The sequence below is a fragment of the Methylomonas sp. LWB genome (assembly GCF_001856095.1).
Classification (GTDB): domain Bacteria; phylum Pseudomonadota; class Gammaproteobacteria; order Methylococcales; family Methylomonadaceae; genus Methylomonas; species Methylomonas koyamae_A.
The window spans coordinates 116495-138669 of the sequence record NZ_MKMC01000100.1; the positions used below are offsets into that span (position 1 = coordinate 116495).

21 protein-coding genes and 1 tRNA gene are annotated in these 22175 nt (G+C 56.5%); 8 read left to right on the plus strand and 14 right to left on the minus strand.

What is annotated here, in order from left to right:
- Nucleotides 1-16: 16 nt before the first annotated feature.
- Both BJL95_RS23150 and BJL95_RS23155 read right to left on the minus strand, forming a co-directional pair.
- A complete protein-coding gene (locus BJL95_RS23150) occupies nt 17-721 on the minus strand; it encodes a M48 family metallopeptidase (protein WP_064025827.1) in 705 nt (234 codons plus the stop codon).
- Nucleotides 722-748: 27 nt separating this feature from the next.
- Nucleotides 749-1294, minus strand: coding sequence for a hypothetical protein (locus BJL95_RS23155; RefSeq protein ID WP_331710111.1), 546 nt, complete (start codon nt 1292-1294; stop codon nt 749-751).
- Nucleotides 1295-1510: 216 nt separating this feature from the next.
- Between BJL95_RS23155 and BJL95_RS23160 the strand changes: the two genes are divergently transcribed.
- On the plus strand, nt 1511-2923 hold the full coding sequence (locus BJL95_RS23160; RefSeq protein ID WP_064025823.1) for a PhoH family protein: 1413 nt from the start codon (nt 1511-1513) through the stop codon (nt 2921-2923).
- Nucleotides 2924-3152: 229 nt separating this feature from the next.
- Here the strand turns inward: BJL95_RS23160 and BJL95_RS23170 are convergent, their stop codons facing one another.
- The 11 genes from BJL95_RS23170 to BJL95_RS25855 all read right to left on the minus strand — a co-directional run bounded on the left by BJL95_RS23170 (nt 3153) and on the right by BJL95_RS25855 (nt 14029).
- Nucleotides 3153-4247, minus strand: coding sequence for an AI-2E family transporter (locus tag BJL95_RS23170; RefSeq protein WP_064025821.1), 1095 nt, complete (start codon nt 4245-4247; stop codon nt 3153-3155).
- Nucleotides 4248-4350: 103 nt separating this feature from the next.
- Nucleotides 4351-5406: a chemotaxis response regulator protein-glutamate methylesterase gene (locus tag BJL95_RS23175; protein ID WP_071160925.1), complete on the minus strand. Its 1056-nt coding sequence runs from the start codon at nt 5404-5406 to the stop codon at nt 4351-4353.
- A gap of 4 nt (nt 5407-5410) precedes the next feature.
- Nucleotides 5411-6052, minus strand: a complete 642-nt coding sequence (locus BJL95_RS23180; protein ID WP_071160926.1) for a chemotaxis protein CheD — start codon at nt 6050-6052, stop codon at nt 5411-5413.
- Nucleotides 6049-6906, minus strand: coding sequence for a protein-glutamate O-methyltransferase CheR (locus BJL95_RS23185; protein ID WP_254786888.1), 858 nt, complete (start codon nt 6904-6906; stop codon nt 6049-6051). Before BJL95_RS23185 ends, BJL95_RS23180 begins: the two co-directional genes overlap by 4 nt.
- 18 nt (nt 6907-6924) lie before the next feature.
- The gene (locus tag BJL95_RS23190) at nt 6925-7398 is read right to left on the minus strand and encodes a lipid asymmetry maintenance protein MlaB (RefSeq protein WP_071160928.1); all 474 of its coding nucleotides are present in this window, start codon (nt 7396-7398) and stop codon (nt 6925-6927) included.
- Nucleotides 7398-8159: a ParA family protein gene (locus tag BJL95_RS23195; RefSeq protein ID WP_071160929.1), complete on the minus strand. Its 762-nt coding sequence runs from the start codon at nt 8157-8159 to the stop codon at nt 7398-7400. The genes BJL95_RS23190 and BJL95_RS23195 overlap by 1 nt, the downstream gene beginning before the upstream one ends.
- A complete protein-coding gene (locus tag BJL95_RS23200) occupies nt 8156-8647 on the minus strand; it encodes a chemotaxis protein CheW (protein ID WP_064025845.1) in 492 nt (163 codons plus the stop codon). The genes BJL95_RS23195 and BJL95_RS23200 overlap by 4 nt, the downstream gene beginning before the upstream one ends.
- A 39-nt stretch (nt 8648-8686) precedes the next feature.
- On the minus strand, nt 8687-11026 hold the full coding sequence (locus tag BJL95_RS23205) for a methyl-accepting chemotaxis protein (RefSeq protein WP_071160930.1): 2340 nt from the start codon (nt 11024-11026) through the stop codon (nt 8687-8689).
- Nucleotides 11027-11059: 33 nt separating this feature from the next.
- Nucleotides 11060-11566, minus strand: a complete 507-nt coding sequence (locus BJL95_RS23210; RefSeq protein ID WP_071160931.1) for a chemotaxis protein CheW — start codon at nt 11564-11566, stop codon at nt 11060-11062.
- A 30-nt stretch (nt 11567-11596) separates the two neighbouring features.
- Nucleotides 11597-13645, minus strand: a complete 2049-nt coding sequence (locus BJL95_RS23215) for a chemotaxis protein CheA (RefSeq protein ID WP_071160932.1) — start codon at nt 13643-13645, stop codon at nt 11597-11599.
- Between the two features lie 21 nt (nt 13646-13666).
- The gene (locus BJL95_RS25855; protein ID WP_064025843.1) at nt 13667-14029 is read right to left on the minus strand and encodes a response regulator; all 363 of its coding nucleotides are present in this window, start codon (nt 14027-14029) and stop codon (nt 13667-13669) included.
- 598 nt (nt 14030-14627) lie between these two features.
- Between BJL95_RS25855 and BJL95_RS25405 the strand changes: the two genes are divergently transcribed.
- The 7 genes from BJL95_RS25405 to tgt all read left to right on the plus strand — a co-directional run bounded on the left by BJL95_RS25405 (nt 14628) and on the right by tgt (nt 20833).
- Nucleotides 14628-14768, plus strand: a complete 141-nt coding sequence (locus tag BJL95_RS25405; protein WP_157197760.1) for a hypothetical protein — start codon at nt 14628-14630, stop codon at nt 14766-14768.
- A gap of 75 nt (nt 14769-14843) precedes the next feature.
- A tRNA-Gly gene (locus BJL95_RS23225) sits at nt 14844-14918 on the plus strand.
- Nucleotides 14919-15515: 597 nt separating this feature from the next.
- The gene (locus tag BJL95_RS23230) at nt 15516-15956 is read left to right on the plus strand and encodes a hypothetical protein (protein WP_231883571.1); all 441 of its coding nucleotides are present in this window, start codon (nt 15516-15518) and stop codon (nt 15954-15956) included.
- 14 nt (nt 15957-15970) lie between these two features.
- The gene (locus tag BJL95_RS23235) at nt 15971-17227 is read left to right on the plus strand and encodes a hypothetical protein (RefSeq protein ID WP_064025801.1); all 1257 of its coding nucleotides are present in this window, start codon (nt 15971-15973) and stop codon (nt 17225-17227) included.
- Between the two features lie 38 nt (nt 17228-17265).
- Entirely contained in the window at nt 17266-18894 is a 1629-nt protein-coding gene (locus BJL95_RS23240; RefSeq protein ID WP_071160933.1) for a diguanylate cyclase, read from the plus strand.
- A gap of 202 nt (nt 18895-19096) precedes the next feature.
- Entirely contained in the window at nt 19097-19609 is a 513-nt protein-coding gene (locus BJL95_RS23245) for a hypothetical protein (RefSeq protein WP_064025797.1), read from the plus strand.
- 114 nt (nt 19610-19723) lie between these two features.
- Nucleotides 19724-20833, plus strand: coding sequence for a tRNA guanosine(34) transglycosylase Tgt (tgt, locus tag BJL95_RS23250; protein WP_071160934.1), 1110 nt, complete (start codon nt 19724-19726; stop codon nt 20831-20833).
- Nucleotides 20834-20923: 90 nt separating this feature from the next.
- Here the strand turns inward: tgt and BJL95_RS23255 are convergent, their stop codons facing one another.
- On the minus strand, nt 20924-22144 hold the full coding sequence (locus BJL95_RS23255) for an aspartate kinase (RefSeq protein WP_071160935.1): 1221 nt from the start codon (nt 22142-22144) through the stop codon (nt 20924-20926).
- Between the last annotated feature and the right edge of the window lie 31 nt (nt 22145-22175).

Consider the following 22175-nt stretch of genomic DNA (forward strand, 5'->3'; position numbering starts at 1 on the left):
CAGCGCGGCGCGAAAATCAATGCCCGAAAAAGCTGTCCGCCTTGGCCTTGGCTTCCTTGGCACCTTGCGGATTTTGCTGCATCTGCCGGGCTTCGGAGATCAGCAACCAGCTTTTGCGTTTCAAGCTCAAATCGCCGCCGGCCAACAATGCGGCCTTACCGGCCAGCTCCTCGGCTTGCGGCGCCTTATTCTGCTTGAGCCGCAACAAGGCCAATTTGTAAGTCAATAGCGGATTACGCGCATCAATGCGCAAGGCCCGTTCCATCACCACCACCGCGGCATCCAGGTCGCCGGCATTACGGCTACGGTCGGCTTCGCTAACCAGCGCGACGACGGCCGGCGACGTGCCGCTGGGAATCTGCGCGTCTTCGATATTCAGGCGCACCGCCTCGGCGGTCGGCGCCACCGGCGTGGTGGCGGCCGATTCAACCGGCGGCGTCAACGGCTCGGCTCGAAACGCCGGCAGATTCGGTTCGTCCTTGAAATTGGTGGTGACCTCTTCGATGGCGTAGGTACCGGTACCGGGCACACTGGCTTGCGCTTTCTTGGCGACCGGCGGTATCGGCGCCTTATCCTTGGCGGCCGGATTTTTCTTGGACTGGGCTTTCTTGGCGGCGGCCTGGCCCGCGGTCGGGCTGGGCCGTTCGGATTCCGAAACGCCGGCGCAAGCCGACAACAACAGCACTAGCGGGAACAGGACGAGCAAGGATGATTTCTTCATTAAACCTTATGCGATGGAGGTGTGGATTTAAAACAACTGGATGTCCGGATCGCCACCGGTCTGATTGGCGGCCTCGAACAACGCCAGCGCTTCCTCTATGGATTTGCCTTGATGAATCGCGTCGAACATCACCTTCTCCGCCTCCATCGTATAACGGCCGCGAATCGCGTCCTGCAATGCGCACCATTCGGCGGGATTATACAACCTGTGCGGGGTTTCGATCATCGCCGACAAATCCTTCAGGTTGGCCGACACATGCTGGAGACATTGTTGTAGCCGGTCGTAGAATTGGAATTCAACGATGGCGTCGTCGATCTTGCGGCGAGCGGCATCGCACTGCGCCAAGGCGTTTTCCCGATTTTCGCTCTCCGCCAAACCGGTCAATTGTTCGCGAATCGCGGCCAGATTTTCGACCATGCCGGTAAACGCCGTGGCCAGCGCATTGACCGATGCGTCGCCGTCTTTCATGCTGCCGTCCATCTGCGCGGCGGACACGGTCAACAGTTTGATGGTTTCTCTAATCTGGCTCCAATCCAAGTCGGGCCGGCTTGCGTCTGAATAGGTCATAGTCATGGGTGTAGCGGACAAACCGTAATGAAAGTGCGGTGTTGGGATTCTAGTTGAATCGCCGAAGCAACACAAATCACGCCAACCGACGGACGCGGCGGCGACACTCAAAAAACGTACGCGGCTTCGTGAAGAATTTGACGCTGGCTCGGCGGATGAGTTAGAAAGGTAGCTGAGCGGAAAGCCGCCCAACGTTACTTCACCCCATCGTTCAAGGACTCCATGAATATTCAATCTTCGGGCAAAAAATTGTTTGTGCTGGACACCAACGTTTTGATGCACGACCCAACCGCCATCTTTCGCTTTCAGGAACACAATATTTTCATTCCGATGGTGGTCCTCGAAGAACTCGACCATGCCAAGAAAGGTTTATCCGACGTTTCCCGTAATGTCCGCCAAGTCAGCCGTTTCTTGGACGAACTGATCCGCGACGCCAATCAACAGACCATCAACGACGGCCTACCGCTGTCCCGCATCGAACACGGTTTGGCCGTGGACGCCGATTACGACGGCCGCCTGTATTTCCAAACCAAGCAGTTGTCGCATCTGCTGCCCGATAATCTGCCCGGCCAGATTGCCGACAATTCGATTTTGAGCATCGTACTGGCCTTGGGCAAGGAATACCCGGACGTCAACGTCATCCTGGTGTCCAAGGACATCAATATGCGCATCAAGGCTGCCGCGCTGCAACTGAACGCCGAGGATTACCACAACGACCAGACCATCGAAGACATCGATCTGCTGTACAACGGCACGATGGCGCTGGAAGCCGATTTTTGGGAAGAAAACGGCGGCAAGATGGAGTCCTGGCAGGAAAACAACCATACCTACTACAAAGTCAGCGGGCCGGCGGTGGCCGACTGGTTTCCCAACCAGTTTGTGTATATGGACGACGAATCCGGCTTCGAAGCCATCGTCAAAACTTGCGACGGCCAGAGCGCGGTCTTGCAACTGGCCCGCGATTTTCGCACCAAGCACAACAGCGTTTGGGGCGTGTGCGCCAAGAATCGCGAACAAAATTTTGCGTTGAACGCACTGCTCGACCCCAATATCGATTTTGTAACGCTGCTCGGCACCGCCGGCACCGGCAAGACGCTGCTGGCGCTAGCCGCCGGCTTGTCGCTGACGATGGAACACAAGTTGTATCAGGAAATCATCATGACCCGCGAGACCGTGCCTGTCGGTCAGGACATCGGCTTTCTGCCGGGCAGCGAGGAAGAGAAAATGGCACCCTGGATGGGCGCGTTGATGGACAACCTGGAACTGCTGGGCAGCCGCTCCGGCAACACCGAATGGGAACAAGGCGCATCGCAAAACGTGCTGATGAACCGGGTCAAAATCCGCTCGCTGAACTTCATGCGCGGCCGGACCTTTCTGAACCGTTTCTTGATCATAGACGAGGCGCAAAACCTGACGCCCAAGCAGATGAAAACCCTGATCACTCGCGCCGGTCCCGGCACCAAGATTATCTGCATCGGCAACCTGGGACAGATCGACACCCCCTACCTGACCGCGACCAGTTCCGGTTTGACTTACGTCGTCGACCGCTTCAAGGCCTGGGCAAACAGCGCGCACATCACGTTGCGGCGTGGCGAGCGTTCGCGGCTGGCGGATTTCGCGTCGGACAATTTATAACAACGGCGAGAACTGACCCAGATTCGGCGCCTGGTGGACGCGGTTTTCATCGTCGAGGCGAGGTGGTTGAACCAAGACCTGCCGGTGCGGCCACCATCGCCATGCCGGCCGCACCTGGTCTATCAATGGCTTAAACCAATCGGTATAAGCTTCCGGCTGAATCACGACCGGCATCCGGTCGCGTATCGGCGACACCGAGGTTTGCGCGACCGTGGCTCGACAGCCGGCATTAAACGTCGACGCTTAAGCCGTCCGAATTGGGCCAGGCCGTCAATACCGCATTGACCACGGTCGCCAACGGGATTGCGAAAAACACGCCCCAAAATCCCCACAAGCCGCCGAAAAACAGGATCGCGACAATGATGGCGATCGGATGCAAATTCACCGCCTCGGAAAACAGCAAGGGCACCAGAATCACGCCATCCATCGCCTGCACCACGGAATAGGCGACGAACACGTACATAAAATGGTCGCCGTTCGCCAAGCCCCATTGCAAATAGGCCACCGCCAGTACCGGCAGCGTCACCAGCGTGGCGCCGATATAGGGAATCACCACCGACAGGCCCATCAAGACCGCCAGCAGCATCGCGTAATTCAGATCCAGCCACCAAAACACCAGAAAACTGACGGCCCACAAAATGAAGACCTCAACGAATTTACCGCGCACGTAGTTGGCAATCTGTCTATCGACTTCCCGCCACACCCGCAGGCTCAAATGCCGGTCTTTCGGCAAAAACTGTTGAAACCAACTCAATAGGACGGCCTTATCCTTGAGCAGAAAAAACACCATCATCGGTACCAAAAACAGATAGATCACCAACGCGACCAAGCCGACGAAGGACTGTGCCGAACCGGAAATCAGATCCTGGCTGTACTTGAGTAAATCCTGCTGAACCGAAAACATCAATTGGCGAATCCGCGCCTCGGTAATCAACTCCGGATGGCGCTCCGGAAACCGCATGATTTCGGCTTCCGCACTGTGTATGAAGTCGGGAATGTGCTGGACCAATTGTACGGTTTGTTCCGAAACGACCGGGACGAGCACGAACAACACGAAGCCGAAAACGGTCAGAAACGTGAAATACACGAGATGTACCGCCACGATGCGACTGACGTTCCGCTCGACCTTGACCACCATGCCCTCGAGCAGATAGGCCAACACGATGGCAACGAATACCGGCATCAGCAAACCCAACAGGCTGTAGATCAAGACCGAACCGACCAATAAAATAATGGCCAACGATACGGCTTGCGAGTTAGGCAAAATCCGCTTAATAAGCCGCGTCAGCAATCGGGAATTGGCGTGGTCGCCGTATAGCATCATTCAAAGTCTCCAGACGACGGCCGCAACCGCCACCGCGATCGGAAACCGCCTAGTAATGCGGAAAAGAAACAGTACGGCCTGTTTGGCGCCGGTCGAAACTCGATCAACGCGTCAAGGCCAAGATTTGCGCGGCGATCCGTTCCAGCGGCACGACGTGATGAGCCGCTCCTAGCCGATAAGCTTCGCCGGGCATCCCCCAAACCACGCTAGTCGCTTCATCCTGTACGATATTGACGGCGCCGGCGTCTCGCATTTCCAACATGGCCTTGGCACCGTCCGCGCCCATGCCGGTCAACATCACGCCGATCGCGGCCGAGCCGGCCTGCTCCGCCACCGACTTGAACAAGACTTCCACCGACGGCTTATGCCGGTTGACCGGCGGCCCGTCCAACAAGCGGCAAACCCAGCCGTGCCGTTCCAGCGCCACGGCCAGATGGCGATCACCGGGAGCGATATAGATATGCCCCGCCATTACTGGTTCGCCGTCAATGGCCAGGCCAGCCCGCATCTCGGTCGCATCGTTGACGTGTTTCGCAAACGACGCGCTGAAGGCAACCGGTAAATGCTGTACGACCAGAATCGCCGGCGCGGTACTGGGCAAACCGCCGACCAGCAAGCGCAAGGCTTCTGTACCGCCGGTCGACGAGCCCAACGCGACAATTTTGCGAGACGACGCCGTAAACCGCCGGCCGGTCTCCGAGGATAGCGCCGTCGCGGGCTCAGCCGCGCGCGCTCGATTGACATCCCACACCTTCATGTTCGCTTTTGCAGCTGTTCTTATTTTGTTAACGATTTCATCGGCGTATTGCCGCAGGTTTTCGACACTGTTCAATTGCGGTTTGGTAACGAAATCCACCGCTCCTAGCGTCAGCGCCGCCATGGTCGCCTCCGCGCCTTGCGCGGTCAAGGTCGAAATCATCACTACCGGCATCGGCCTGAGCCTCATCAAATTACCCAGGAAGGTCAAGCCATCCATCCTAGGCATTTCAATGTCTAACGTTAACACATCCGGATTCAGCGTCTTGATTTTTTCCCTGGCTTCGTAGGGATCGCCGGCGGTACCGATCACTTCGATATCGTCGACTTCTCCGACGATTTTTGCCAATAGCTGCCGAATCAATGCCGAATCGTCGACGATCAATAATTTTATTTTCTTCATCCGATCACCCTGTGAACAGTTCGACACTACCTTCCGGCGCCATGCCGTTGACAATTTGCTGGTAACTGGATTCGCGCCGCACGATCGTATCGTTGGTCAATTGCTCGAGATTTTTCAGCTTCACCGAGCCGGTACGCGGATCGAAAACAATCTTGCGCGGAAACACGCCGCCCAAATCGTAGGACACCAATGCCATGCCTTCCCGCTCGACATAGGCCAACACGAATTCGACATTGCTAACGCCAACGCCGCCAAGATTGGCGACGACGCTGGCACCGCCGAACAGTTTGACTTGCAGGTCCCGCCGACATCCGCCATAGCGCAATACCCCGTTGATCAAAAACTCCATCGCGAAATTGCCGTAACGCGAGGCGCGGCTGAGACAACGTTCTTCGGGAGAGGCAAAGCGAGCATGGTCGGTATGCGGCAACATGAAATGATTCATACCGCCGGCGCCGGTGCCAGGGTAGTAAACGCAAGCCGCGACGCACGACCCCAAGACCGTCGTGATCAGCTCGGCCCGGTCGGTAACGTAATAATCGCCGGGCAGCAACTTGGCGGCTTGTATCCCGCGCTGGCGGTCCCAATAGCGATTGATGTGTTCGAACCCTTGAATCGGCGCCAACGCCAAGGTGTCCGCCGTCATCGTTCCGGCTTCCGGTAAACCGTCTGTCCCAACGCTTCGAACCCGGTATCGAGCTGGTGTAACGACTCGGAATGACCGATGAACAAATACCCACCGGGGCGTAGCGCTTGCCAATAGCGTTTTGCCAAGGCTTCCTTGGTGCTTCGGTCGAAATAAATCAGCACGTTTCGGCAAAAAATCAGATCAAAGCCGCTCAGCTCCGGCCAATCCCGCATCAAGTTGAGCTGGCGAAACTCAATGGATTCGCGCAACTCGGCCTTGACCCGCACTCTACGATCTTGCCGACCCACCCCTTTTTGAAACCACTGCTTCAATCGTCGCTCGCCCAAGCGCGCGACCGCTTCGAGAGGATAAACTCCGGCGGCGGCCGTCCGTAAAACCTGGGTATCCAAATCGGTCGCCAGCACTTGAAACCGCCAATCGCCCGGTAAATGTTCGTGCAGTGTCATTGCCAACGAATACGCTTCCTCGCCGGTCGAACAGCCGGCAGACCAGGCACTCAACGTTTTACGCCCCACGGACTGCTTACAGATTTGCGGTAGGACTTGTTTAGCCAGAAATTCGAAATGATGGTTCTCGCGAAAAAACGCCGTGAGATTGGTCGTCACCGAATTTATGAATTCGGTAAATTCGAGGTCGGGATGGGCGCTCAAATAATCCACGTAAGACCGAAACGTCGACAAGCCCAAGGCCCTCAAGCGTTTGGCCAAGCGCGAATAGAACATATCGAACTTGTCGTCGGGAACCTGGATGCCGGAATGATCTCGAGACAACTGCCGGAGTCGGTCGAAATCGGCGCGCGTGTAGGCAAATTCGCGCTGGCTATCGCGCACTGGCCATGGATTATCGGTCAAATCCAGCTCCCGACCGGTTTAGAAAAAACCGGCGTAAGCCTGGTCGACCTCCAACAACTCGGCAATGCCGAGCAATCGAGCCGCCTCGACAAAACGGTCCGACGGAAAATCGAAACTGACTTGCTTGCCGGCATCCAGTGCGGTCCGCTTCAACACCAACAGTAGTTGCAAGGTCGCGGTATCGACCATACTCACCGCCGACGCGTCGATTTCAATGGCCTCGGCGTCCGCCAGCGCCGTCAAAAGCCGCTCATGCAAATTGCAAACGTTCTGGATGCTTTGCACCGCCTCCAATGCAATACGCGTGGCATGAGCCATCGACATTGTCGCGCTATCGGCAACGCCGTCGGCGTCGGCTTCCGCCAAAACCGGCTGCTTGGGTTGCGGGATAGCCAATACCTCGCTCGGTTCGGACGATTTGGCCACGCCGGGCTCGCGCAACCAAGCCAGAGGGTCGTAACCGATCAAACTGGGTTCGTGTTTATCCGCCATCAGATCACCGTTCCGGTCAAAAAGTCACGCGCCAACGCGTTAAAATCCCGCGCCGAGCGACAACCCGGCCGGTACTCGAAGATCGTTTTGCCAAAACTTGGGCATTCCGCCAAGAATGCGGTCTCGCGTATCGGCGTCGCCAGAATCTTGCCGCTGAAATATTCGCGTAAGGTCCGCAACACATCTTGCGACAAGCGCCGCGTCGGCACGTAACGGGACATCACCAAGCGCAGCAAGTAATGTTTATTTAACGCCGCCTCGAATTTCAGCAAAGTCCCCATCAAGTGCGACAAACCCTGCAAGGCCAGATAATCGCTGGTCATCGGTATCAAAATCTCGTCGGCGGCCATTAACGCATTCGCCACCAGAATGCCGGACGACGGCGGGCAATCGATGAACACCGAGTCGATCTCCGTCAGGCTATTCGCCAGCGCGATCGCCAGCAAATCGCCACGGTGAGTTTCACCCTGGCTGAGCTGTTCGATTTCTTGCAAGCGCGGCCCTGGCGGTATCAACCACAAATTTTCCCGCGCCTGGACCGCGCAACCGTCCAGATTAGCGCCGCCCAACATCGTTTCATCGACGCCTGACCGAGTGTTGGACCTGACGCCCAACGATACCGAGAGATGGCATTGCGGGTCCAAATCGATCACGGCTATCCGTTGCCCCATCCGAGCCAAGGCGTGGCAAAGATTAACCGCGGTCGTGGTTTTGCCGACGCCACCTTTTTGATTCAGGATCGCGACGATGCGCCGACTCATGACGCGGCGCCGAGACCGACGAATTCTTCCGGATCCAGTAATTTATCGACATTCAGGACCATCACCATGTGCTGCTTGGCCACGTAGATTCCGCGCATGTAGCGGGTATCGATCCTCGCGCCCAGATTCGGCGCTGGTTTGATCTCGGCGGGATCGACATCCAGCACATCGGAAACCGCATCGGCAATGACGCCCATCACCACTTGGTCGTGCGCGGCGGTCTCCACGCATGCCACAATCACCACCGTGGTCGGCGTGTACTCCGCTCGCTCGATTCCGAAGCGAATCCGTAAATCGACGACCGGCACGATCATGCCGCGCAAGTTGAGCGCCCCGACGACGAAAGCCGGCGTATCCGGCAGTTTGCGCACAGGTTCCCAACCGCGAATTTCCTGGACCTTCAAGATGCTCAGCGCATAGGCATCGCCGGCCAACTCGAATGTCAAAAATTGTTCGATATTGCGGTCGGTCGCGTTACTGTCGTTCATATTGAATTGGAAGGTTAAGGCCGCGATGACAGGCTGCAATTAGAAGTCTTGCCATTCGTCGTCGCCGCTCGCCGGTTTAAACGCCGGAGAAATCGGACGCTTGCTGAAAGCCGGCGCGGCGTTATTCGCAATGTCGGGCGTTACCGCAGACTTTTGCGGCGTGTTCGCCTGCCGCTGCTGGCGCTCGTCCAGCTTAAAAAACGACAGCAGTTCTACCATGTTCATCGACAAATCGCTCATCGATACGCTGGCCGCCGAAGCTTGCTCGGCCAACGCGGCGTTTTGTTGAGTGATCTCGTCCATTTGCGCCACGGCTTGGTTCACTTGAGCGATGCCGGCCGATTGTTCGGCACTGGCATTCGCTATTTCGGCGACGATATCGCCAACCTTTTTGACGCTGGCGACAATTTCGACCAGAGCCTTACCGGTTTGATTGACAAAATCGGTCCCGACCCGAACTTTTTGCACGCTGGACTGAATCAGTTCCTTGCTTTCCCGCGCGGCGGTAGCGCTACGTTGCGCCAGATTTCTAACTTCAGTCGCGACCACCGAGAAGCCACGGCCTTGTTCGCCGGCTCGGGCCGCTTCCACCGACGCGTTCAACGCCAGTAGGTTGGTCTGGAACGCAATTTCGTCGATAACGCCAATGATGTCGGCGATTTTATTGCTGCTTTCGTTGATATCCTGCATGGCCTTGACGGCGGCGGTCACCACGTTTCCGCCCTTCTCGGCGAGTTCTCTGGCGTTGTCCGCCACCAGATTCGCCTGCTGGGCGTTCTCGGCGTTGTTTTTGACGGTACTGGTCAATTCTTCCATGCTGGCCGCGGTTTCCTCCAGGTTTGCGGCCTGTTGTTCGGCGCGTTGCGACAGATTATTGTTGCCGCTGGCGATTTCCCGCGACGAATTGTTGATGAAGTTCGCCGACTCGGTAACTTCGCCGAAGATGTCGCCCAACTTATCGATCGTGCTGTTGATGTCGTTCTTACAGGTCAGGTAGACCCCCTGATAATCGCTGGTAATCCGGTTACTCAGATCGCCTTCGGCCATGCTTTTCATCGTGCTGCCGACTTCTTCGAACACCCGTTCGATCACATCGGTCAGATCGTTGATTTCTTGGCTTAACTTGGCGAAAAAACCTTGTTTGTCGTCGAGGGCCAAGCGCTTATCCAGTTGTCCGGTCTTGACACTTTGAACGATGGCCTCGATCTCCCTTTCGACCTTGACCTCGCGCGTGCGATCTAGCCATTCGACCACGACACCGATACGGGCACCTTCGTCGTTAACCACCGGATTGGCGACGATATTCATATGCCGGCCACCGATGACCAATTGCGAGCTAAACGTTTGCGCCAATCCGGCCAATAGCCCGCGCTGGTGCGCCGGGTGTTGGTGAAACTGATCGATATTGGCGCCCAGCAAGGCATCGGCATTGAAATTCGGCAATTGCCGGCGAATGTCGGCCTCCGCGTTTTTAAACATCGCCTTGACGGTATTATTCATATAGATGATGTCCAAATCGTTATTGGCCACCATCACGCAAGACTCGACATTGTCCAAAGCCTGTTTGATGCGGGTGGCTTCGTAGGCGACCTGCTTCGAGTAAGCCAAATCGGCGATCAGTTTGACTTGGGTGGTATACAAAGCCCGGTTGAACGCGCCGATCTGATCGTTGCGGTTCAACTCGATCTCGTTCCGGAATTGGTCGTCGGCCAAGCGGTAACAAATCCGCGTCGACTCGCGTAAATGTTCGAGAATGCGGCGCACCGCCGATACACCTATCCAGCCGCCAACCGTGATCATCGCGCCTGCCGCGGCCGCCATCGGGTATTTTTGCTCGGCAATCGCTTGCGCAAGCCAAATCAGCGTGGGCGAGGCCAATAGCAGCCCGGCGATCGCCAATTTAGTACCGATACCGATGTCGGCCAATTTCGCCCGCGCCGCCCGCAAGCCAACCGGCCGGATCGAGGCCTGCTTGTTCGCCAATTTTTCATAGAACGCTTCGGCCTGATTGATTTGCTCGCGACTGGGCGCATAGCGAACCGACAAATACTCGTGGACTTTACCGTTCTTCCGGACCGGCGTGACATTGGCTTCGACCCAATAAAAATCGCCGGACTTGGTGCGGTTCTTGACCGGCGCGGTCCAGGGGAGGCCCGCTTTCAGGCATTGCCAAAGATCGGCGAATGCCGCCTCCGGCATGTCGGGATGGCGAACCAGATTGTGGTTGGCACCGATTAATTCATCCCGACTGAAACCGCTAATTTCAATGAACGCTTCATTGGCGTAAGTGATGATGCCTTTCAGGTTGGTCCGCGTCACCAGCACCGTACCCGGTGTCATCGTGACTTCGCGGTCGGTCACAGGTTGGTTCACTCTCATTGCAATTTCTCCGTTGAAATTCGGCCTTGCGCGTCACGGGGTCCGACCATCGTCGGCGTCTTCCAAACCTTCAAGCTTTAACAATCGATCGACATCGAGCAACATCACCATCTCGTTACGCACCGACGCGAGTCCTGCGATAAATTCGGTACTGACCTTGGTGCCAAAATGCGGCGCGCTTTGGATTGCATTTTTTTCAACGTCAACGACATCGGATACCGCGTCGACGACCACGCCCATGATTTTTATCGCGGCCCCTACATTGACCTGCAACACGACCACGACGGTCATCGGGCCGACTTGACCGGTACCCAGCTGAAAGCGCTCGCGTAAATCGATAATGGGTACGATGGCGCCACGCAAATTGACGACGCCTTTTTCGTAAGACGGGACGTTGGGTATCCGCGACACCGGCTCCCAGCAGCGCAGTTCCTGAACCCGCAAAATATCGACGCCGTAACGCTCGTCGCCCAAAACGAAAGTCAGAAATTGCCGAATATCGCCGGCCTTATTGGCGACCGCTGGCGCTGCATCGCTCATATTGCCTCCATTAGCATGCGTAAGTTTCGCTCATTGATTGGCCAAGGCGACCAACCCCGGAATATCCAGAATGAGCGCCACGGACCCGTCGCCCAGAATCGTCGCGCCGGATACGCCGTCGATCCGCCGATAATTGGCTTCCAGGGACTTAATCACCACTTGTTGCTGGCCGAGCAGATCGTCGACGAACAGACCGCAGCGCACGCCGTGACTTTCCACGACCACCAACAACCCGTCGGTCAATTTGGTCGCTTTGGCCCCAGGCACCTGAAAAATTCGATGTAGGCGGATGATCGGCAGATATTGGCTGCGCAGGTGGAAGGTCTCGCCCTTGCCGGCTACCCGATTGACTCTGTCTTCGCTGATATTCAACGATTCGACGATCGCACCCAGCGGCAGGATGTAGATCTCGTCGCCGACCGCTACCGATTGACCGTCCAGTATCGCCAAGGTCAGCGGCAAATAGATTGCGAAGGTGGAACCCTTACCCAATTCCGAAGCGATTTCTATATTGCCGCCCAAGGCTTGAATATTACGCCGCACCACGTCCATGCCGACGCCCCGCCCGGAAATATCGGTCAACTTGTCCGCGGTCGAAAAGCCGGGCAGGAAGATCAGGTCGTACAACTGCCGTTCGGATAGCGCGGCGTCCGCGCCAATCAATCCTTTCTCCACCGCTTTGGCGCGTAGTTTGGCGCCGTCCAAGCCTTGGCCGTCGTCTTTGACTTCGATGACAATATTGCCGCCGCGATGATAAGCCTGTAGCGTAACGGTGCCTGTCTCCGGTTTGCCGGCCGCCAGACGAACCTGGGGCATTTCGATGCCATGGTCCAAGCTGTTGCGAACCAAATGGACCAAAGGATCGGCCAATAACTCGACCACGGTCTTGTCGACCTCGGTGTTTTCGCCGATCAGCTTCAATTCGATTTTCTTGCCGAGTTTAGTGCTTAAATCGTGTACCAGGCGCGGAAAACGGCTGAACACAAAGCTGACTGGCAACATCCGAATGTTCATGACGCTTTCCTGCAACTCGCGGGTATGGCGTTCGAGTTGAGTCAATCCGTTGCGCAATTGGTCCAGTTTGCCGGCCTCGAAGCGCTCGCCGACCAAACTGAGCATCGATTGGGTGATGACCAGTTCGCCAACCATGTTGATCAAATGATCGATTTTCGCGATATCCACCCGAATCGAACCCGCGCTCTTCGCGGCGGGCTTAGCGTCTTCGTGAGCGGTCGGCTCGGCGCTGTTAGGGATGATTTGGAAAGGCGCTGGTTGGATCGTCTTGACCGCCTCCGCTTCACCCTGCCGCTGCTCGGCCACGACAGCAGCCGAATCGTGTTTTAGTAACGGGTAGATTGCCAGATCGCAATCATTTTCCACCCAATCGAAGACCTCGGCGACATCATCCCGCCCGACATCGCCGTTTAACGTCAACTTCCAGGACAGGTAGCATTCCTCGGGGTCCAAATCGAAAAAATTTGGCACGCCCCGCAAATCGACGGCAACCTTCAAATCGCCCAAACCGGCCAATTCGCGGAACATCCGTACCGGTTCGTTGCCGGTTTTCAATAAATGCCGATGCGGGCTGAACGCGATCGCCCAAGCGCTCCCCGATAAATTGGTCGCGTCGGCATCATTGGGTAGAGACGAAGCCGGTAAGCCGTTGCCAGCGTTTGGATCATCGGAATGCGAACCGGCCAATTCGGCTTCCAACACGGCTTTGGTTTGAGCGATGCGCGCTTGATCCAATGGCTCGGCGCCTTTCAAGCGGCCCAGCATGTCTCTTAGGCAATCGACCGATTCCAACAATGCCCTCACCGTCCCATCGGCGACTTGCCGACGACCGTCGCGCATTTCGTCCAGCAAGGTTTCCATGACGTGAGTAAAGTCGGAGACTTCGGTGAAGCCGAATGTGCCGCTACCGCCCTTGATCGAGTGGGCCGCCCGGAATAGGGTATTGATTGATTCGGCGTCCGCCGAACCAACATCAAGGCTTAACAACCCGGATTCCATGACATCAAGCCCTTCGAAGCTTTCTTCGAAGAAGACTTGATGAAACTGGGACATGTCGATAGTCAACGGCGCCTCGCAGACAGCGGCTTAACCCAAAACCTTTTGGATCGTTTTCAACAACTGCTCCGGATTGAACGGCTTGACGATCCAGCCCGTCGCCCCTGCCTCCTTACCCAGTTGCTTCTTATCCATACCGGCCTCGGTGGTCAGCATCAGCAACGGCGTATATTTGTAGTTCGGCAGGGCGCGCAAATCCCTGATCAGCTGGATACCGTCCTTGTTCGGCATGTTGACATCGGTGACAACACAATCGAAGGCTTGGCTCTTGGCTTTATTGAGTCCGTCGACGCCATCAACCGCTTCCACGACGTCGTAACCCGCCCCTTTCAAGGTAAAACACACCATTTGGCGCATGGATGCGGAATCGTCCACAGCAAGTATCGAGGTCACTGAGATTTCCTCCAAATTAAAGATTTTGTCATCCGCCGTTCGCAACCCGGCGAAACGTTTTATCGCCTGGAATAGGCGAGCCGGCGATCTTAGAAGTCGGTTGACAGTATAGTTAACCGAAACAAAGTTTCCGGCGAAACTCATGGGCGCTCCTGATCATTAGCTGAATTTTGCGAAGATGTCGCCAGATAAACAAACAAAACCGGCTATCGGCCTGATTACTCGAATTGGGAAAAAGCCCATTCGCCATCGAAGTAAGTACCTGATCGACCGTAGGCGTTGACGCTCGCAGTCGCTAAGGTCTTACCGTTTTGCCTCAAGCTTGAGGACAGTTCCGCTTGCGAACGGACCTTAGGGCCAGCCAAGCCTGTATATTTCTGTGATCAACACCGCATTTAGCCGTATCAATCACGCCACCCGACCTACTACTCTGCATCAAGATCAAGCATTAACTAACTGATTGAATTAACGTTACAAATTCACCACTTTTGTTGCGAATAAACATATTGAAAATCTTATCGAAAGTCTTGAAACTTAGCGCCCGCCGACCTGATTGGCGGTGATTTCGAGTCATAACCCTAAGTAAGTGGAGGACAATATGAAAGTCGTGTTGATGCTGTTTGCCGGATTCTCGATTGGCGCCATATTAGCGGTCGCCGCGATTCAATTGGTGCGCGCACTCTATCTGGAACTCTCGGCCTTTTTCTCTGAAGCTTGGCACAGCGCAGATACGCGTTAGCCACCCGCACTGACTTGAGATAGAATTCGATTCGGCAGGCCTGCTCACCGATATGCCGGCCGCCCTCACCGCTTAGCGGGCGTCGTATAACGGCCATTACCTTGGCTTCCCAAGCCAAAGACGTGGGTTCGACTCCCATCGCCCGCTCCAAGCCGCCTAGCTCAATAGATCAAGCGCGTTGACTTTTGAAACGCTAGCGTTCGAGGTTCGGAATTTTTTACGCGGAAATGTCGCTTTCGTTGGACCGGTGCGGGTCGCGTACCGAACTCCTCAAATCATTCTCCGCTTCATCTACGCGTAGCTTGGCAACCACGGATGCGCGCACGACACTAGACGCTAGCGAGTCGCGGCAACTATTCTCGGTTTGCTCGGAATTGCCGACAAGCTTACACATTCTGATGCGTTCGAAATAAACCGGCGCCTTACCGCCACCGGACTTGATATCAACGCCCCATTTTTCGGGGGCCTAAATCTGCTCCCCGCGTTCCCTAGCTCTCAACAGCGTCGGGGCGTGACGGATGTTCCGGCCCTTTGCCCCAGTAATTTCCTCCAAAAACCTCGGCGTGCCGACAATCCCCTTGCTCGGAGTGGTAACGCGTAACGAAAGTGTTGCCTGGAAAATCGCTGGCGGCTCGCGGGCAGACTCGTAGCGAAACGTCCTTGAGCGCCCCCAAATCTCTACGGTCTACTGAGCTATTATTCTTGTTAGAATCGCTCCAGCCATCGCCACACCGGGAGACTTCGGGATTGTTATCGACACTGCGCTCCAATGCGAAATGCCTGTCGCTGTTGTTTGTGCTCTGGTGGCAGATGGCCGCCGGACAGCCGCGCATTGCGGTCATCGTTCACCCGGACAACGGTTTCGCCGACATGTCGCGCAAGCAAATCGTCGACATCTATTTAGGCCGGTTGGTGAGCCTTCCCAACAATCGCATTCCGTTGCCGCTGGACCAGCAAGGCGGCTCGCCGTTACGCGAGCGTTTTTACGAAACGCTAACCGAAAAGCCGTTGGCGCAAATCAATGCCTATTGGGCTCGGCTGATGTTCAGCGGCCGCGCCACGCCGCCGCGCATGTTGCCGGACAGCGCCAGCGTGTTGGAAACGGTATCCCAAAACCGCGACGCCATCGGCTATGTGGAAGACGACAAAGTCAGCCCGTCGGTACGGGTTCTGTTTTATCTTGAATGATCGGGAGCCCAGAGATGAAAACCAACACGCTACCCCGAGTCGCGGCGGTCGGACTACTGTTCGCGGCGGGTATTCGAGCGGAATGGAATATCGACCTTAGCGACGAATCCCGGCTGCGCATCAGCGGCTTCGGCACATTGGGTCTGGCGACCAGCGATCAATCCCAAGCCGAATTGACGCGCGACATCGCCGATCGCGAAGGCATTAGCAGCAACAGTTCGCCGCTATCGGCCGATAGCCGTCTGGGGCTACAGATCGACGCCATTATCAATCCACGCTGGTCGGCTACCGTGCAGGCGGTTTTGAAGGACAGACCCTCGCAAAGTATCGAGGAAAGCCTGCAATGGGCCTTCATCAGTTACCGGCCGGACAGCCATTGGCAGTTGCGGGTCGGCCGGGTCGGCCTGGATATGGGATTGGTATCCGACCAACGCAACATCGGCTACAGCTACCTATGGGTAAGGCCGCCGATCGAATTTTACGGTCGTTTGCCCTTGTTTCATTTCAACGGCGGCGATGCCAGCTACAGCTTCGACGTCGAAAATCTGAATATCAGCATCAAGGCCTTTGCCGGCGAAGCCTCGCCGTATTACCCCGCCCGGCCGGATTACAACATCAATATCGCTCCGCTGTGGGGCGGCAACGTGAATTTGCGCTGGCAGGACTGGCACGCTCAAATGTCCTACGTGGGTACCGAATTGCATAGCGACCATCCCGGACTAACCGAATTGCGGCATGCGATCGATCAACTGGGCGCGGCCGGTTTTTATCCGGACGCCAACAATTTAAGCAGCCGCTACATCCTGCGCGGCACCCAGAATCACTTTCTGTCCGCCGGCTTGGGTTACGAAGGCGATCCGTGGCGGGCCCAACTGGAATTTGGTCATCTGTTTCACGGCAACGGCTTTGTTACCGACCTTTACATGATTTACGCCACCGTCGGTTATCGGCTGGGTTCGGTCACGCCGTTCATCGGCTACAGCAGTCTGTGGCCGTCCGAGAAACGGCCGCAATTGCCCAGTCCTCTGCCCGCCCCCCGTCTGCAAGCCGCTGCCGAAACCCCGTTCTTAGAAGCCTATTCCAACCAGGAAACCTTATCGCTAGGCGGACGTTGGGACTTTTACAACAATCTGGCGTTGAAATTACAGTACGATCTGGTCCACGTCCGCAATCATAACGGCATTGGCCTATGGCATGCGCAGGCGGCCGGACTGCCGGCCCCCGCCGAATTTTCCAATCTGTTTTCGGCGACGCTGGACTTCGTGTTTTAACGGCGAAGCGCTCTCGCCGCACTTTTCAAGCCGTCGCCATGAAAGGTCACGTCGTCCACAGCCTGAAAACCCGTCTGTCGATTCGGGTATTCCTTGGCATGTTGGTTCTCAGCGCCGCGATTGTGTTGGGGGCTTATATCCTGACTTTTGAAGGAGCCGAACAGGACGCCAGACAACAAACCGGCGAATTGCTGGACGCCATGGAATATTCGGCCGCGATCGCGTTGTATGCCAGCGATGCGCGCATCGCCGACGACGTGGTGCGCGGCGTTCTGCGCGGCAGCTTCGTGGCCTCGGTGCGCTTAGCCAACGACACTGGTCTGGATGTCAAGCTGGCCAAGGCCCCGGACGCCCCAAACCAACCGATAATCGCACGGGCATTAAAATCGCCGTTCGATAACAACGAAACGCTAGGTCAGTTGCAAGTCGCCCTGCATCCGCCGGCGATTCATCAGCGTGCCGCCGCCAGCGCCAGAAACATGGCACTGGCGCTGGGTGGAATCGTCTTTTTCCCCACGCTGCTGTTTTGGGTGGCAATTAGCCGGCTGGTAACCACGCCTTTACTGAAATTGTCGGCGCAACTGGCCGCCATCAAGCCCGGCGACCAACAATGCTTGAGCCTGAGCGGCGACCGCCAGGACGAGCTCGCCGGGCTAACCCAAGACATCAACGCCTTGTTAAGCGCCGTATCGGTTTCGATGCGGAAAGAACGCCGGCTCCGGCAACACGTCGAAGCCCTGGAAAAGCAGTACGAAGCGATTTTTACCCAAGCCTCCACCGGCATCCTGCTGCTGAACCCGGACGGCCAATGTCTGATCGCCAATCCGGCGGTCAGTCTTCTATTCGAAGATTGGCGGCATGCGGTGGACAGCGTGTTCTCGCTGTTACCCAACTGGGAAGTTCAATTGTTTTCGGAACCCGACGAATTTCGAGCCTTGCTGGTGCAAGCCGCATTGACCCAAATTCCGCAGGCCATGGATTTACGCTTGCAACGCCAGAACGACGAAGTCCGAGAGTGGATGCATTTGCTGGTGTCTTGCTATCCGCATCCGGAACACAAACTGGTCGCCGAATGCCTGTTTATCGACATCAGCCAACGCAAACAGCAGGAAGACGAAGCGGTATTTCAATCGCATCACGACACCTTGACGCAACTGTTGAATCGGCGCGGCCTGGAAGCCCGCCTAAACCTAAATTACGCGGCCAGGGAAAACGACACGCTGTCCTTGCTGTTGCTGGACCTGGACCGCTTCAAGCAAATCAACGACCGCTGGGGACATTTGGCCGGCGACCGGGTGTTGATCGAAGTCGCCAAGCGCATGAAGAATTTGGTGCGCGGCGCGGACCTACTGACCCGTTTGGGCGGCGACGAATTTTTGATTTGCTTGCGCCGGTCGCGCAGCGAACCCGCCTTGCACCAGTTTCTGTTGCGCTTGATCGAAAGCATCAGCGCCGACATCGAAATCGAAGCGACCACTCGAGATTACGTGGGTGCCAGTATCGGCGTCGTCGAATACCCCAGGGACGGCACCGATTTGGTCAGCCTGTTGCACAAAGCCGATATCGCGCTGTACGAAGTCAAACGCCTGGGCCGTAACGGCTACTGCCTGTACGGCGACTGCGGCTTGTCGCCGGTAATCATCGCTCGAGAAGACACTGCCGAATAAGCGCCCGAGTGCCGCTAAATGGAATCGTGGGCAGGCCGTCTTTGGACCAAAACCAGCCATAGCCTTTGACGGGTCGGCGAATGTACCTGAAATCACCGCTAACCGAATCGGCGAGCGGTTTTCGTGTTTACCGGCGGTAGCCGCTATAATGTCGGGCTTTTTCGACTTGTCCCAGCCGAAATTCGCTACGCGACTGACGCCCATGAATTTATTACTAAAATACCTCTCATCCTGCTGGTTTCTGAACGACCCGACCGAACTGACGCCGCCTAAGTCGTTCATGTGGAAGAACGTGACCTTTTACTTTATCTCCGGCTGCATCGTCGAAGGCTTGATCGCCGATCCGGCCGACGGCACCCTGGAAGTGACCGGCCGCACCATCATGGCGTTTAGCAGCGTGGCCCTGCTGCTACTGAAGGAAAAGCAATGGCCGCGCTTCAGCCAGTTGTACACGTCGATTTTCGTCTGCGAAAACTTCATCATGACTCTAGCGGTGGCCGCCGAAGGCCTGGACTTTTGGTTGGTGATGAAACATTACCCCTACCGCGAGGAAGTCGGCATCGGCCTCGCGGTATTTTTGGTCATTTGGTATATCGCCATCGTCAGCTACATCTTCCGGCGCTTTTTTACCTACCCCACCGGCACCAGTGTGGCCTTCGCGTTCAGCTATTTCGTGATGACGTACGGCATCCCGATGTTGCTGATGGACATCTAGGATTCCGAGTGCTAAACCTCGGTTTGGCGCCACACAAACGCCGTCATTTATTCGCTTGGCGTTAGCCTGGCAAAGACAGGATAATGCCGGCCTTTTTCATCTGATTTGCGGTTCATGGAATTCATACTCAAAACCCACGACGGCCAAGCCCGCCGCGGCCAATTGACCTTCGCGCGCGGCGTGGTCGAAACGCCGATCTTCATGCCGGTCGGCACCTACGGCACCGTGAAAGCGCTGACCCCCGAGGATTTGGAAGCGCTAGGCGCGCAAATCATCCTCGGCAACACTTTTCACCTGTTACTGAGACCCGGCATGGAGGTGATGAAGGCGCACGGCGATCTGCACGACTTCATGCGCTGGCAAAAGCCGATTCTGACCGATTCCGGCGGCTTCCAGGTATTCAGCCTGGGCGCGTTGCGCAAGATCAGCGAGCAAGGCGTGACCTTCAAGTCGCCGGTCAATGGCAGCAAGATTTTCATGGGGCCGGAGGAATCGATGCAGGTGCAGCGCGATCTGGGCTCGGACATCGTGATGATTTTCGACGAATGCACGCCCTACCCAGCCACCTACCAGCAAGCCGCCGATTCGATGCGCCTGTCGTTACGTTGGGCGGAACGCAGTAAACGCGCCCACGAGGGCAACAATTCCGCCTTGTTCGGCATCGTGCAAGGCGGCATGTATCCGGAGCTACGCCGGGAGTCGATCAACGGTTTGACACAAATCGGCTTCGACGGCTATGCAATCGGCGGCCTATCGGTCGGCGAACCCAAGCACGAAATGCTGGCGACGCTGGACGCGATCATGCCGAATATGCCGCAAGATACGCCGCGCTACTTGATGGGCGTCGGCACGCCGGAGGATTTGGTGGAAGCGGTACGGCGCGGCGTGGACATGTTCGACTGCGTGATGCCGACCCGCAACGCCCGCAACGGCCATCTGTTTACCCGCTGCGGCGTCATTAAAATCCGCAATCAGCAATACCAGTTCGACACCCGGCCGCTGGACGAGAATTGCAACTGCTACACCTGCCGCAATTACTCGCGCTCGTACCTAAAGCATCTGGACAAATGCAAGGAAATGCTCGGCGCGCGCCTGAACACCATCCACAATCTACATTACTACCTGGAATTGATGCAAGACATTCGCGATGCGATCGAAGCCGGCCGTTTCGACGAATTCGTCAGGGAGTTTTACGAGTTGCGCGGCGTAACCATGCCGCATTGATTGCGGTGTGTAGGGGCGGCGTTTGCCGCCCCTACTCTCGGTGTTTGCTCTGTCAGAGCACGGACCGAAACGGCCCGGACCAACCTTATCTTATTCTTGATCCAGCCCGAACGCGGTGTGCAGCGCACGCACCGCCAGTTCCAGATATTTCTCGTCGACGACTACCGAAATCTTGATCTCCGAGGTCGAAATCATCTGAATATTGATGCCTTCGTCCGCCAGCACCTTGAACATGGTGCTGGCGATGCCGGCGTGCGAGCGCATGCCGACGCCGACGATGGACACTTTAACAATCGTGTTATCGCCGATTACCGCAGTATTGCCGCCCAGTTCGACGCGCAAGCCTTCCAGGACTTTTTGAGCGCGGGCAAAATCATTACGGTTGACGGTGAAGGTAAAGTCGGTGGTGCCGTGCGCGGAAATATTTTGCACGATCATGTCCACTTCGATGTTTTCGGCGGCGATCGGTCCCAGGATTTTCGACGCCACGCCCGGCAGATCGGGTACGCCGGTCAACGTCAGTTTCGCCTCGTCGCGATTGAAGGCAATACCTGAGATTAACGCTTTTTCCATTTCTGATTCCTCGTAGGTAATAAGGGTGCCGTTGCCTTCCATGAACGAAGACAATACGCGCAATTTGACATTGTATTTGCCGGCGAACTCGACCGAGCGGATTTGCAGGACCTTCGAGCCCAGGCTGGCCATTTCCAGCATTTCCTCAAAGGTGATCCGGTCCAGCCGGCGGGCCTTCGGTACCACGCGCGGATCGGTGGTGTACACGCCGTCGACGTCGGTATAGATGTGGCATTCGTCGGCTTTCAATGCCGCCGCCAATGCCACGCCGGTGGTATCGGAGCCGCCGCGGCCCAGCGTGGTGATATTGCCGTCCTCGTCCACGCCCTGGAATCCGGCGACGACGACGACCCGGCCGGCGTCCAGATCCGCGCGGATATTGGCTTCGTCGATCTCGCGAATCCGTGCTTTGGTGTGAGCGCTGTCGGTCAGAATCCGCACCTGCGGACCGGTATAGGACTTAGCCTCGACACCCACGTGGTGCAAGGCCATCGCCAACAACGCGATCGTCACTTGCTCGCCGGTGGACAACAACACATCCAACTCGCGGTCGGTCGGTTGCACCTGCACTTCCTTGGCGAGCGCGACCAAACGGTTGGTTTCGCCGCTCATCGCCGACACCACGACGACGATTTGATCGCCCTTGTCGTGGGCTGCTTTAACTTTCTCGGCCACCGCCTTGATACGTTCCACCGTACCAACGGAAGTGCCGCCAAACTTATAGACGTACAATGCCATGTTTTCTTAACCTTATTGGCTTTTTGAAATC